The sequence below is a fragment of the Collinsella sp. LCP19S3_B11 genome (assembly GCF_052121915.1).
Classification (GTDB): domain Bacteria; phylum Actinomycetota; class Coriobacteriia; order Coriobacteriales; family Coriobacteriaceae; genus Collinsella.
Window position 1 is genome coordinate 124,795 of the sequence record NZ_JBQKDI010000001.1, and the last position, 13,572, is coordinate 138,366.

12 protein-coding genes are annotated in these 13,572 nt (G+C 62.6%); 10 read left to right on the plus strand and 2 right to left on the minus strand.

Features of this window, described 5'->3' with window-relative positions; translation table 11 throughout:
* Positions 1–500: 500 nt before the first annotated feature.
* Both ACTQV4_RS00540 and ACTQV4_RS00545 read right to left on the minus strand, forming a co-directional pair.
* Positions 501–1,130, minus strand: coding sequence for a response regulator (locus ACTQV4_RS00540; protein ID WP_441054772.1), 630 nt, complete (start codon positions 1,128–1,130; stop codon positions 501–503).
* On the minus strand, positions 1,127–2,272 hold the full coding sequence (locus tag ACTQV4_RS00545; RefSeq protein WP_441568997.1) for a sensor histidine kinase: 1,146 nt from the start codon (positions 2,270–2,272) through the stop codon (positions 1,127–1,129). The genes ACTQV4_RS00540 and ACTQV4_RS00545 overlap by 4 nt, the downstream gene beginning before the upstream one ends.
* A gap of 166 nt (positions 2,273–2,438) precedes the next feature.
* Here ACTQV4_RS00545 and ACTQV4_RS00550 point away from each other — a divergent pair, with 166 nt between their 5' ends.
* The 10 genes from ACTQV4_RS00550 to ACTQV4_RS00595 all read left to right on the plus strand — a co-directional run bounded on the left by ACTQV4_RS00550 (position 2,439) and on the right by ACTQV4_RS00595 (position 13,438).
* Positions 2,439–3,377, plus strand: coding sequence for an ATP-binding cassette domain-containing protein (locus ACTQV4_RS00550; protein WP_441054768.1), 939 nt, complete (start codon positions 2,439–2,441; stop codon positions 3,375–3,377).
* 9 nt (positions 3,378–3,386) lie between these two features.
* Positions 3,387–4,574, plus strand: a complete 1,188-nt coding sequence (locus ACTQV4_RS00555; protein ID WP_441568999.1) for an ABC transporter permease — start codon at positions 3,387–3,389, stop codon at positions 4,572–4,574.
* On the plus strand, positions 4,561–5,766 hold the full coding sequence (locus ACTQV4_RS00560) for an ABC transporter permease (protein ID WP_441569001.1): 1,206 nt from the start codon (positions 4,561–4,563) through the stop codon (positions 5,764–5,766). The genes ACTQV4_RS00555 and ACTQV4_RS00560 overlap by 14 nt, the downstream gene beginning before the upstream one ends.
* A 298-nt stretch (positions 5,767–6,064) precedes the next feature.
* Positions 6,065–7,270 (plus strand): DUF362 domain-containing protein, encoded by a 1,206-nt coding sequence (locus tag ACTQV4_RS00565; protein ID WP_427727237.1) that lies wholly within the window; start codon positions 6,065–6,067, stop codon positions 7,268–7,270.
* A gap of 385 nt (positions 7,271–7,655) precedes the next feature.
* Complete coding sequence (gene trhA, locus ACTQV4_RS00570) at positions 7,656–8,339, plus strand: PAQR family membrane homeostasis protein TrhA (RefSeq protein ID WP_441569003.1); 684 nt, start codon at positions 7,656–7,658, stop codon at positions 8,337–8,339.
* Between the two features lie 114 nt (positions 8,340–8,453).
* Positions 8,454–9,827, plus strand: coding sequence for a hemolysin family protein (locus ACTQV4_RS00575; RefSeq protein WP_441569005.1), 1,374 nt, complete (start codon positions 8,454–8,456; stop codon positions 9,825–9,827).
* 24 nt (positions 9,828–9,851) lie between these two features.
* Positions 9,852–10,679 carry a cyanophycin synthetase family protein gene (locus ACTQV4_RS00580; protein WP_441560261.1) on the plus strand — a complete coding sequence of 276 codons (828 nt, stop codon included), beginning with the start codon at positions 9,852–9,854 and terminating at the stop codon, positions 10,677–10,679.
* Positions 10,680–10,815: 136 nt separating this feature from the next.
* On the plus strand, positions 10,816–11,205 hold the full coding sequence (locus tag ACTQV4_RS00585; protein WP_154516595.1) for a YtxH domain-containing protein: 390 nt from the start codon (positions 10,816–10,818) through the stop codon (positions 11,203–11,205).
* Positions 11,205–11,960 (plus strand): PRC-barrel domain containing protein, encoded by a 756-nt coding sequence (locus ACTQV4_RS00590; RefSeq protein WP_154516592.1) that lies wholly within the window; start codon positions 11,205–11,207, stop codon positions 11,958–11,960. The genes ACTQV4_RS00585 and ACTQV4_RS00590 overlap by 1 nt, the downstream gene beginning before the upstream one ends.
* 71 nt (positions 11,961–12,031) lie before the next feature.
* Positions 12,032–13,438: a polysaccharide deacetylase family protein gene (locus ACTQV4_RS00595; protein ID WP_441569007.1), complete on the plus strand. Its 1,407-nt coding sequence runs from the start codon at positions 12,032–12,034 to the stop codon at positions 13,436–13,438.
* Positions 13,439–13,572 lie beyond the last annotated feature (134 nt).

The following is a 13,572-nucleotide window of genomic DNA, read 5'->3' on the forward strand; positions in this document are numbered from 1 at the left end:
CGTGGCGGCGCTTTTGTGCGTAGGCGAGGAGGGCTCGCCACGAAACCGGCCCATCTACTACGTTTAGTCCCTTACCCCCAACCATGTCAAAAAGCGCGAAAACAAAACCGCAGGTAGAACGCCTGCGGTGTTGCTCAAAACGAAGGTATGGTCAGGGGTATCGAGTTAAACGTAGTAGATGGGCCGATTTCGTGGAGCGGTTCCGGCTGATCCCTTGGGGACGGAGGAAAACGGATCATTTTTGGCTTGAAGCGGCTTGCGGAGACACTTGACGTGGCCGCTCGGACAAAACTAGGCCGGTTTACGGGGCTGAGTCACGAGTCCCCAACCATGCTGATATTCGTGAAAATAAAACCGCAGGTAGACGAGCCGTCATTTTACAGAAAAAGCGGGTATGGATGGGGGTCCTGAGTTTGGCCCCGTAAACCGGCATAGTTTTGAAATGGCATTAAACAGGTAGCAGACATTTTGTTATGCCGGGGCGGTCGGTCTTCGGGCAATTACCCTCGCAGGTAGGCGATGGCGATCTGCGTGCGGTTGCGCAGGCCCATTTTGGCCAGGATTGAGCTGATGTGGTTTCGCACGGTGCCTTCGCCCATATAGGCGGTGGCGGCAATCTCCTTGTTATCGAGGCCGCGGGCAATGAGCTCGGCGACCTCGAACTCGCGGTCGGTCAGGCTGACGAAGGCCGCGGGCCGGCGGGTCGTGCCCACCTCGACGCCCGCCCCATCAAAGTTGATATCCTCGATCGCCTTACCCTCGAGCACGCGTTTACCGTCCATGACCTGCGCCAACGCCGGCGGGATGGCGGCGACATCGGTTTTGATCAGGTAGCCGCGGGCACCCAGTTTGAGCGCCGACACAATGTACTCGTCATCCGAGAATGTCGTCAGAAACACCACGCGCGCCGCAGGGTCGCGCTCAAGGATCTCGCGGGCCGCCGAAAGTCCGTCGCGCCCCGGCATCTGAATGTCGAGCAGCGCGATATCGGGTGCGTGTTCGGCATAAAGAGCCACTGCGTCGTTGCCGTCGGCGCCGGTACCCACCACCTCGATCTGCGGCTGGGCGCCCAGGATTATCTTGAGCGAATCGACCACCAAGCGGTCGTCGTCGACAACGATGAGCCTCATCGGCCCTCATCTCCTTGCTGTTTAGGAACGGTGGCAAACACACGCCAGCCGCCGGCGCCGGCGCGTGGGCCGGCGGTGAAGGTGCCGCCAAGCGCCTCGACGCGCTCGCGCATGGAGCCGAGCCCCATGCCTCCTGTGACGTTGCGGCCGCTTGCTTGAGCCCCGCCTGCGCCATCGTCGGTAACGATGAGCTGGTAAAACGACGGATGCTCCATGCATCGTACGGTGACAGTATGGGCGCAAGCATGGCGTATGGCGTTGGAAAGCGCCTCGCGCAGGACCGCCGCAAAGCAGTTGGCGACATTTGCGGGCGCATGCTCGGCCAAAACCTCAAGTTCAATCTGCGGCCCGCCATCTGAGCGCGCGCCCTCCACGATGCGCTCGAGCTGTACGGAGAGATTCGCCGCGTTGTCGTTGAGCGCGTGGACGCTCGAGCGCACGAGCTGAAGCGCTTCGTCCACGGTGCGCTTGACGTCAGCGAAGTCGGCGGCGACGCCGGGCTCGTTGGCGTGGACCACGCGTAGGGCCTCGGTTTGCAGCGAGGCGCGCGTGAGCTGGTGCCCCACGTTATCGTGGATCTCGCGTGCGATGCGGGCGCGCTCGGCGAGCGTTGCGAGCTCGACCTCGTAGTCCTGGCAGTCGGCAAGGTCGCGGTTGCGCGCCTCGAGCGCGAGGGCTCGCTCCTGCAGCTCGTCGCGGGTGCGACGCATGCGCTCCTGCTCGCGCTCCAGCTGAGCGGTGCGCAGAGACAGCAAGGTGGCGGCGACTGAAAGGATGGCGGTCAACAGCAGCGCACGGGTGGGAAGCGCGCCAGCGTGGGCATATGCGACGAGTGCGCAGACAAAGATGGCGCCGGCGCCCAGCGCGACCCAAACGTGTTCACGGCGCACGTATCGCGCGATGTCATAGAGGGCGAGGGGCGCAAACGGCACAAACGACGGCACAAAGACGGTCACCATAATGTAAGCGTAGCTCGCGGCCTCACCGGCGCGGCGGGCACGTTCGCCTTGCGCAATTTCCGTAAGCGAGGCGACTACGACGCCAAGACAAAACGCCGCGACCAAGCAAGCATCCACAGCAAGGCCCAGAGCGGCCGCAATGCAGCACGCCAGCACGATCGATTTGTCGAATAGCCTGTTCATACGGGTATTGTACGCGATGGTGCGCGCGACGATTGCTCAGGTGCCGCAACCGTGACATTCCTCCCGCCCGCCCCCGCCGCACTCGTGACAAAGCTCACTGGTGCGCGCCGCCCGCACCTGCGATGATGCAATCGTACCGGGCCGAAATCAACGGAAGGGCCACCTCATGACAGACATCGTCCACGTCGAAAACCTCGTCAAGCGCTATGACGATCTTATCGCGCTCGACCACTTTAACCTGAGCATCGCCCCCGGCGAGATCTTTGGCCTGCTGGGCCCCAACGGCTCGGGCAAGACTACGTCCATCAACTGCATTCTGCAGCTGCTCGCCTACGACAAAGGCACCATCGAGTTGTTCGGCGAGCCCATGACGCCCGCCCGCTACGACCTCAAGCGCCGCATCGGCGTGGTGCCGCAGCAGGTGGCGGTGTTCGACGAGCTCACGGTGCGCGAGAACATCGACTATTTCTGCAGCCTCTACGTCAACGACCGCAAGCGCCGTCGCGAGCTGGTCGACGAGGCCATCGACTTTGTCGGGCTGGGCGACTTTGCCAAGTTTCGCCCCGGCAAGCTCTCGGGCGGTCTGGCGCGTCGCCTCAACATCGCCTGCGGCGTCGCGCACAAGCCCGAGCTCATCTTCTTCGACGAGCCCACGGTGGCGGTCGACCCGCAGAGCCGCAACGCCATCCTGGAGGGCATCTGCCGCCTGCGCGACGAAGGCGCCACGGTGGTGTATACCAGCCATTACATGGAGGAAGTCGAGCAGATCTGCAGCCGCATCATGATCATGGACGGCGGGCGCGTGCTGGCGCAGGGCACCAACGACGAGCTCAAGCGCATGATTCAGATGGGTGAGCGCGTGACCGTCGAGGTCGGCGCCGTCGATCTCGCCACGGTCGAGCGACTGCGCGCCCTCGAGCACGTGCTCAGCGTCGAGCTGTCCGGCGGCGAGCTCGTCTGCACCTGCGAAGCGAGCCCGCACAATCTGGTCGACATCCTCGACACGCTGCGCGCTGCCGACGTTGCGCTCGGCCGCGTGTGGAGCGAGCCGCCGACCCTCAACGACGTGTTCCTCGAGATCACCGGCCGCGAGCTGCGCGACTAGGGGGCGGCCATGTTCAACACCATTATTATCACGGTCAAGACGCTGCTGCGCCGGCCGAGCACGTGGGTTTGGGGCGCGATCTTTCCCGTCGCGCTTTCCACGATGTTCATGTTTATGTTTGCGAACCTGAGCTCCGACGGCACGGTCGACCCGGTGCCGGTGGCCGTCGTGGCGGATGAGGCCTGGGGCGCCTCAACCTTTAAGGACGTGGCGGCCTCGCTTGCCAAGGAAGGCGACGACCAACTGCTCGAGATCCACGAGTTCGACGACGCAGTCGATGCGAACCGTGCGCTTAAGGCTGGCGAGGTCGCGGGCATCTATGCGGTCGATGCCGCGGGCACGCCCAAACTCACATTGCTTTCGAGCTATGACAGCTCGCGTGCGACGTCGGTGCTCACCGACCGCAGCATCCTGGAGACGGTGGCAAGCTCGTATACGCAAAATGCCGAGCTCATGCGCCAGATTGCCCAAGACAACCCGGCGGCGCTCACCGACCCGGAGGCGGTTGCGCGCGCCCTGTCGCTTGAGGGCGGCACTCGCCGTGTGAGCCTGACGCGTGCCACGCCCGATGGCACGGTCATCTACTACTACGCGCTCTTTGGCCTGGTCGCGATGATGTCTGCCGAGTTTGCTGCCTTGAGCGTCGTCGACCTGCAGACCAATCTGTCTGGCCTTGGTGCGCGTCGCTGCGTGGGCGGCCTTTCCAAGACGGCGTCGCTGGCCGGCATCTTTGTGGGCTCGTGGTTGGTTTCCTTTGCCTCGATGACGATCGCGATCGGCTACGTGCGCCTGGTCGTGGGCGTCGGCTTTGGCGGGCGCGAGGGGCTCTGCCTGGTGGGTGGCGCTGCCTCCGCGCTTGCCGCGACGGGCCTGGGGCTCTTTGTGGGCACGCTTCCCGTTAAGGGCGGCAAGGCATCCAAGTCGGGCATCCTCACGGGCTTCGCCACCACGTGCGCCCTGTTCGCCGGCCTCTACGGCGAGCCGGCGATGGCGCTTGCCGACGACGTCGCCCGCGCCTGTCCGGCCGAGTGCTGGCTCAACCCCGTCAAGCTTATCTGCGACATGTTCAACCGCCTGTATTTCTTTGAGGACCTGGGCCCCTTTGCCGTTCGCGCTGGCGCGCTGGTCCTTATGGCGTTGCTGTTCGTTGCCGCCGCCACGCTGATCTTTGGAAGGAGCCGCTATGAGCACCTTTAAGACTGCGCTTCGCATGGCGCTGGCGCACCCGTTCTACCTGCTCATCTATACGGTGTTCATCTCGCTCATGGGCGTATTCATCGCGGCCTCGGTGAGCTGGAACTCGTCGCAGCTCACCGAGTACGAGCCCTACGACACCAACGTGATCGTGGTCGACCGCGACAACAGCGATCTTTCGCGTGCGCTTACCAAGCACCTGGGCTCGCGCTTTGATCTGGTCACGGGTATCGGCGAGGACACCTACGACCTTGCGGACGCGCTCTCCAAGAGCAACAGCGCCAAGGGTAGCGCCGATTGCGTGTTCTTTATTCCGGAGGGGTTTGAGGACGACCTCGTTGCAGCCGCCCGAGCGGGGGAGCCCCTGCCCAAGCTCGATGTGACCTACGGTGCCGGCACCATGGCGGCGGCGCTTTCGTCTGCCGAGGCCTCGCGCTGGATTTCGCTCGCGGGCGCTGCGGCCGCACTTGATCCTACTGCCTCCGACGGTGACGTCGCCAAGGCCGCCGAGCATGCCGCCGCCAAGCGCGCGGAGGTCGAGATCGAGCAGGTCAAGGTCGACTCGACAGCCGCCGCCACGCTTGAGTCGTATTTCAACTTTGGCGCGTACGCGATTATCTCGTCGGTCATCGTGTCGGTGGGGCTGGTGTTCTCGGGCATGAACGAACCCGAGCGCGTGCGCCGCATGGAGGCCGGCCCAATCTCCGAGCGCCAGCGCTCCCTTGCCGTGTTTGCGGCCGCTGCCGTGATCACCGTCTGCATCTGGTTTGTGTCGAGCATGATGGGCGTCGTGGGCTTTGCCGGCGCGGTCGCCGAGGTCGGCGTAGGTCGTGTATGCCTGGCGCTGGCGGCAACGTTTGCCCTGGCGTGCACGCCGCTGGCCGTTGGCTTTGCGTTGTCGGGCTTGGGCGCGCGCGAGGAGCTGCTCAACGGTGTGGGTAACCTGCTCGGCATGCTCATGACGTTTTTGGGCGGCGCCTGGATGCCGCTGTCGCTGATGGGCCCGGCCGTGCAGACGGTGGCGCACTTTGTACCGACGTTTTGGGTGAACGACGCGATCGGCAAGGCGCTCGCCGCGGATCTGACGTCCGCCGTGCTGGGAGACATCGCCTGCGATCTGGGCGTCACGGTGCTCTTTGCCGCGGCCATCGCTGCCGTAGGCCTAGCTCTCGCACGCGCCAAATTCCATGCCTAGCTACCTAGTCATTGAGTGCTCATTGGGGACAGACTTAAACGACTAGTCATCGGGGACAGTCTTTGCCGATTCGCCGGCTCGCCGGCAGGGTCGGCAAGGGCTGTCCCCAGCTGCCGGCAGGAAAGGAACGTCCCTAGCCGCCAGGTGGCGAGGCACTCATTTAAGTCCGTCCCCAATGAGTGGTTTCAGTCATTTAAGTCTGTCCCCAATGACTAGGCGCCGTACTTGACTTTGACCCCGCTTTAACGGGTACCATCCTCTATGTCTGTAACGCCATATAGACCGAGGGGATAGATCTATGACCGCAACTTCACCCGCAGCACCCGCTAAGGTGTACTTCACCAACTTGCGTACGCATGCTCGCGAGAGCCAGCTCGACAAGCTCAAGCGCCTCATCCGCCGCGCCGGTATTGAGCAGATCGACTTTGAGAACAAGTTCGTCGCTATCAAGATTCACTTTGGCGAGCTGGGCAACCTGAGCTTTTTGCGCCCCAACTACGCCCGCGCCGTCGCGGATGTCGTGAAGGAGCTGGGCGGCAAGCCCTTCCTCACCGACTGCAACACGCTCTATGTCGGTAGCCGCAAAAACGCGCTCGAGCACATCGATACCGCCTACCAGAACGGCTTTACCCCGTATGCCACGGGTTGCCAGATCATCATCGCCGACGGCCTTAAGGGCACCGACGAGGCGCTCGTCCCGGTCGAGGGCGGCGAGTACGTGCGCGAGGCCAAGATCGGCCAGGCGCTCATGGATGCCGATATCGTGATCAGCCTCACCCACTTTAAGGGCCATGAGCAGGCCGGTTTTGGCGGTGCCATGAAGAACCTGGGCATGGGAGGCGGCAGCCGTGCCGGCAAGATGGAGCAGCATGCCGCCGGCAAGCCGAACGTCGCGACCGAGCACTGCATTGGCTGCCGTGCCTGTGAAAAGATCTGCGCGCACAACGCTATCTCGTTCGATGACACCCGCGAGCGCGAGCTTGCCAGCGGCGCTACTCGCACGGTGCACGTGGCCGCCATCGACCACGATCGCTGCGTGGGCTGCGGACGCTGCATCGGCGTGTGCAACCAGGACGCCATCAAGCCCGTCTATGACGCCGCGGCCGACGTGCTCAACTGCAAGATCGCCGAGTACACCAAGGCCGTCGTCGACGGCCGCCCGAGCTTCCACATCTCGCTTGCCATGGATATCAGCCCCAACTGTGATTGCCATCCCGAAAACGATACGCCTATCGTCAACGATATCGGCATGTTCGCGAGCTTCGACCCGGTCGCCATCGACCAGGCCTGTGCCGATGCCGTCATGGCGTCCGAGCCGCTGCCCAACACCGAGCTCACCGATAGCGCGGCCAAGATGGAGCATAACCACGAGCATCTGGAGGGCGAGCAGGCGCGTGACCCCTTCTGCATCACGCATCCCGACACCGACTGGCGCGCGTGCATCGCGCACGCCGAGAAGATCGGCCTGGGCACGAGCAAGTACGAGCTTATCGAGGTCAAATAGCGCCTAGCTATTGGACAATATAAGCGCCTTTGTGGCGTAATTCGAGCAAAAGCCGCTCGCGAGCACAGCGCTCACGGGCGGCTTTCCGGAAGTATGCGGCAAATTTCGAGACCGCCGAGCACACGACATTTTTTGGCAACAAAACCCCTGATAAATTGTTGGTAAAACTGCGGTCTGGTCGGCAGTTCCAGATTTTGCCGCATACTTCCGAAGGCGGGAGCCAAAACGGTCCTCCAGCGCTGTAACCAACCATGATTGTTCGCCGTTGATGCGTCAACAAGCAAAGAATGGGTAAACAAGGGGTCACGTATGGTGCAAATTTCGCACGTACCCAGACGCTTTGATATAGTGTTGAGAGCTCTTTACGTTGGAGGATGTAACCGGCATGTCCGATTCGAGCGACAGTTCTAAGCCGCGACCCAAGACCGCGGCCGTTCCACACTACACGGTGGGTGAGGAGATCATGAACTCCGTCACCCATGGTGTCGGTTGCCTGCTGGGCATCGCGGGCCTGGTGCTCCTGATCGTATTTTCCGCTCTTCGCGGCGGAGGCCCAGCCCACATGGCCGCGGCGATTGTCTATGGCGTCAGTATTATCCTCGAATACCTAGCCTCTACGCTCTACCACGCGATTCAGCCCGCACGCGCCAAGCGCGTGTTTCGCATCATCGACCACAGCTGCATCTACCTGCTCATAGCTGGCAGCTATACGCCGTTTTGCCTCATCACGCTCGCAAACGATGGCGGCCCTATGCTGTTCTTTGCCGTATGGGCCATCGCCATTATCGGCATCGCCCTCGAGTGCTTTATGCGCGAGCGTCAACCGCACTGGGTAAGCGGCCTGGTCTACCTGCTGATGGGCTGGCTCGTCGTCTTTAAGCTGCCCGAGCTCGTGTCGCTGCTCAACCCCGTGGCACTTGCCCTGCTCGCTGTCGGCGGCGTGTGCTACACCGTGGGCGTGCCGTTCTACATCGCTAAAAACGTGCGCTACCTGCACAGTGTGTTTCACTTGTGGGTGCTCGCCGGCAGTATCTTCCAGTTCATGGCGGTGATCCTCTTCGTAATCTAGCGATCACGTCTGTGCCTGCGGACCCATCCAAGCGGCCGCCGGATGCAACTGCCCTATCCGTTATCTACGCTTACTACCTAACGTCCCGAATCTTGGAGGTTCGAGAAACTCCCGATGGACATAACCATCTCCCTTATCACCACCCTCGTTTTGACCCTCATCAACGGCTACTTCTCTATGTCCGAGATGGCGCTCACCACGGCAAAGCGCGCCGTGCTGGAGCACGAGGCCGAGGAAGGCGACAAACGCGCCGAGCGCGCCGTTAAGCTGGCTGCCGACTCCGACCAGCTGCTCGCCACCATCCAGGTCGCCATCACGCTCGTGGGCTTTGCCTCGTCCGCCGTTGCTTCGACGAGCCTGTCCGACCCGCTCGCCACGTGGTTCATGAGCTTTGGCATCGCGCCGCTCTCTGCCATCGCGCGCGGACTGGCGCCGGTCATCATCACCGTTGCGGTCGCCTTCGTGTCCATCGTGATTGGCGAGCTTGTGCCCAAGCGCATTGGTCTGGCCAATGCCGAAGGCGTGTCCAAGCAGGTCGTGGGGCCGCTGTCGTTTTTCCAAAAGATCGCCCGTCCGCTCGTGTGGCTGACTGGTGCTTGCTCCGATGGTCTGGCCCGCATCCTGCGCATCAAGAGCGCCGACGATCGCCAAAACGTCTCGGAGGAAGAGATTAAGTACATGGTCTCGGAGCAGGACGACCTGCTCGACGAGGAAAAGCGTATGATCCACGAGATCTTCGACCTGGGCGATACCGTTGCCCGCGAGGTTATGGTGCCGCGCGTGGACACCACCATGTGCGAGGACGACGAGACGGTCGCCGACGTGCTGTCCACTATGCGCCAGACCGGCTTTAGCCGCATCCCCGTCTATCACGAAGATCCCGACAACGTGGCGGGCATCGCGCACATCAAGGACCTGATTCAGCCCTCGCTCGACGGCGAGGGCGACCAGCCCATCGCCGGTTATTTGCGCGACGCCACCTTTGTGCCCGACACCAAGGACATCCTGCCGCTGCTGTCCGAGATGCAGACTTCGCACGACCAGATCGTGGTGGTCGTGGACGAGTACGGCGGCACGGCTGGCATCATTACCATCGAGGACATCGTCGAGGAGATCGTGGGCGAGATCGAGGACGAGTTCGACCCCGACAACAAGTACCTCACGCGTCTTTCGCGCCGTGAGTGGCTCGTCGATGGGCGTTTTTCGTGCGATGATGCGATTGAGCTTGGTTGGCCGCTCGAGGAAAGCGATGATTATGAGACCATCGCCGGCTGGATTTTGGAACTTTGCGACTCGGTGCCCGACATCGGAGAGGTGTTTGAGGTTGCAGGGTACAAGTTCAAGGTGCAGTCGATGCGTGGCCAGCGCATCTCGCTTATTCGCGTGATCGCTCCGGCCGAAACCGATAAGAAGGATTCCGAGTCCTCGGCAGATAAGCCGGCGACGCCGGGCGCGGGCTCTGCGGGCCCGCACGACGGCGACGAGTAGGGCAAGGAAGAGTAGGGGAGAGTTATGGCAGGCCTGTTCAACATCCTTAAGGTCACCGTCAGCGAGGACAAGATCTGCGCGCATGTGCTGGTGAACCCCGGCATGCCGCTCATGACCTCGGAGGACATCGAGGCCACGGCGCGCGTGTACTATCTGGTGCCCGCGATTGCCAAGCACCTGTGCCTAGGCGATTCCGGTCGTGAATTCCAGGACTGCATGGGCCAGACCGAGCTTTGCCATCTGCTGGAGCACGTGACAGTGGAGCTCATGAACGAGACCGGTCTCGCCGGCAGCATTTCGTGCGGCCGTACCCGCGTAAGCGAGCACGATGAGCGTGTCTTTGAGGTTGAGCTTTCATGCCCCGATGACGCGCTGGCCATCGGCGCGCTGTCTTCGGCGACCTTTATGATGGACTGGGCCTATCTGCACGCCGACCAGCCTACCCCTGACGTGGAGGGCACGGTCGCGGGCCTGCGCAACCTGGTGCTGGGCATGCGCGCCGAGGCCGAGGGCAAGGATCCGCACGAGGCCATCGCCGCCGCAAACGCCGAGGACGGGGCCGAAGGCGAGGCTCCTGCCGATTCCGAACCCGGCGTCGAGGCAGCTGCTGAGGAAGCTGTCGAGTCCGAGCCCGCGGAGCCCCAGGGTGTCCCGAGCTTTGACGATGAGCTGCAGGAGGCAATCGATACCGAGGGCGCGACCGCCGAGAGCCACGAGGCCCCCGCTGCCGTCTACGGTGGCGCGGCGACGGTTCCGGCAGGCCCCGCACAGGAAGGTGCGCTTCCGCTCGTTGATGGCGCCGGCGAGGACCCGGCCGCCACGGTGGCCATGCCTGCCATGCCGCAGGAGTAGGCTCACTCGCTTATCACCATCATGTACCTGCGCTTTTACCGTACGCAGATGAGCGCGACGGCAAGTGTTGCGCTGCGGGTATAATGGACAGCATTCAAACGGTGGGCATCGAGGTGCCCGCAGGAGAGGAATGATCATGGGAAAGACTTTCAGCTTTGTTTCCGGTGCGCTCTTTGGCGCTGCCGCCGGCGCTATCATCGGCGTTGCTCTGGCCCCGCGCTCGGGTGCCGAGACCCGTGCCATGGCCGCCGATATCGCCAACGATGCCTGGGACAACATGCGCGACACCTACGAGCACGGTGCCGAGGAGGCTCGTGCCGCGGTCAACGACTTTGGTCCGATGGTCGACGCCAAGACCGATGACCTGCGCGCCAAGGTCGACCTGGCCCGCGAGCGCATGGACCAGCTTCGCGAGCAGCTCAACGACGCCATCTCGGGCGGCAACGTGACGCCCGCTGCCGACGTCGTGGTCGAGAACGTCACTGAGGCCGACACCGAGGCCACGGAGCCCTCGACCGAGGCATAATGCGCGCAGGGGATTTTGTCGGCGTCAAGGTTTATCGTAAGCCTGCCGAAGACAAGCGCACCAAAAAGGACGGCACGCCGCGCAGCCCCAAAAAGCTCGGCAAGATTCACTTTCCGGTCTTTACCCCGGGCGGTACGCGCGTGGTGGGCTTTATGGTTCGCCAGTCCGATATCGCGGGCATGATCGAGCGCCCCGATCGATTTGTGGCGCTCGATGCCATCGGCGTCTATGAGGGTGCTGTCGCGGTCGACGATGTCAAGGGCACCTACGATGCCGCCGCGGCCAAGCGCCTCGATATCAACCTGGACGATTGCATCATCTGGGTTGGCATGGACGTGCGCACGGAATCGGGCGACGTCGTGGGCTACTGCTCGGACGTTGAGTTCAAGCCGCGTTCGGGTATCGTGCAGACGTTCTACGTGACCGCCGGCACTGCCTCGAGTGTGCTGGTGGGCGACACACAGATGCCGCCGACGATGCTGCGCGGCTACGAGAACGGCGCGATGATTGTCTCGGACGAGGTCAAGTCGCTCGGGTATTCGGGCGGCGCGGCCGCCAAGGCTGCCGAGGCCAGTGTCGTGGTGGGCGATAAGGTCAAGAAGGGCGCCAAGGTGCTCGATGACAAGGGATCGGCCGCCGTGGACAAGGGCAGTCGCGCACTGGGCAAGCAGCTCGGCAAGACGCGCGGTATGTTCAAGGCCTTTAAGGACGAATATCAAAAGGCGAGCGGGGGCTCGTCAAAAGCTAGCAAATAGCGACGTACCAAATGACGGGGGCGAGCCGGAGACATGTTGCTCCGGCTCGCTGTGTTTATGGGGGAGGGCACATGCGCCAAAACGGATCTAACTTAAACGGGCGCTCGGGTGCGCGTCCGACGGCGCGACGCGACCTGGGGCAGCTGCCCAGCGGTCAGCGTCGACGTCGCCGTAAACCCGGCGCGATGTACCTCAACCATAGCCGTGGGTTTAGCGATCGCAGCGCGCGCATCGGCAACGGGCGCTCACCGCGCCGACCGTCCCGCCTGCCCTATGCGCTCATCGCTGTCGGCTGTGCGCTCGTGCTGTTTATCGCTGCCGTCGTGGGCTATGTCAATCGCAGCGTGGACATTGTGCTCAATGGGGAGCAGGCTTCGGTGCGCGTGGGCTCCACGTTGCAGAACCTTATCGATGATCAAGGCCTGACCGACACCTACGATGCCGGCGACTTGTTGGCTGTCGACGATAGCGTGCTTACCCGCCGTGGCGGCGAAAAGCTGTCGGTGAAGGTGGACGGCAAACGGGTGAAGCAGGGCAAGTGGAATAGCCGCGAGCTAACGGGCGGCGAGAAAGTGACGGTCAAAGACGGCCGCGACACGTACGAGAAGCACGAGGTCCAGGTCACGACCATTGAGCCCAAGTTGAAGGTCGAGGGCACGGGCGCTATCGAATACGTTAAAACCTGGGGCGTTCAGGGCCGCTCCGAGGTATGGGTCGGCGAGCAGTCGGGCAAGACGCAGGACCGCGGCGAGGTCGTGCCCGCCACCGACTGTGTAGTCGAGTGCGCGAGCGTAGCGCCCAAGGGCAACGAAAAGTACGTGGCCCTGACATTTGACGAGGGTCCGAGCGGCGCGACCAAGCAGGTCTTGCAGGTGCTCAAGGAAAAGGGCGTCACGGCGACGTTCTTCCTTTCGGGCGATGCTGCGGAAGCCTCGCCCGCTACTGCCAAAGCGATTGTCGATGCCGGATGCGAGATCGGCTCCAACAGCTACAGCGATGATTCGCTCAAGGGTGAGGATCGCGAGGCGGTGCGCAAGCAGATCACGAAGGGCACCGAGGCGATTAAGTCGGCGACCGGCGTCGAGACGATGTTGCTGCGTGCTCCCTACGCCGCGTTTGACGAGCAAAACTGGATCGATGCGATGGACCTGGTGTCTGCCGTGGTCTCGTGGAATGTCGATTCGGGCGACTGGCTGCTCAACGGCGCCGACGAACAGGTTTCGACAGTGCTCGAATCGGTGACTCCGGGCAACATTGTTTTGTTCACCGATAGCGACGAGTGCTCCGAACAGACGCTCGAAGCGCTGCCGCAGATCATCGATGGCCTTGTCGCCAAGGGCTACAAGATCGTGACGCTGAGCGATTTGGTGAAGACGGATACGTCGCTGAGCAAAAAACTCACCTCGCTAACGAAGACTTCCATGCCCAAGAACGCCGTGTTTCCCCAGCTCGCCGAAGATAACGACACCACAGACTAGTCATGGGGGACGTTCTTAAACGACTATGTTACGGATGCGTCAGCGTTTGATATGCCTGCGATGTTTGGAGCATAAATTTGGCGTCACGGCGCGATGCTGATGCTATAGTTACTGCGGATAACAAGGGTCAAGAG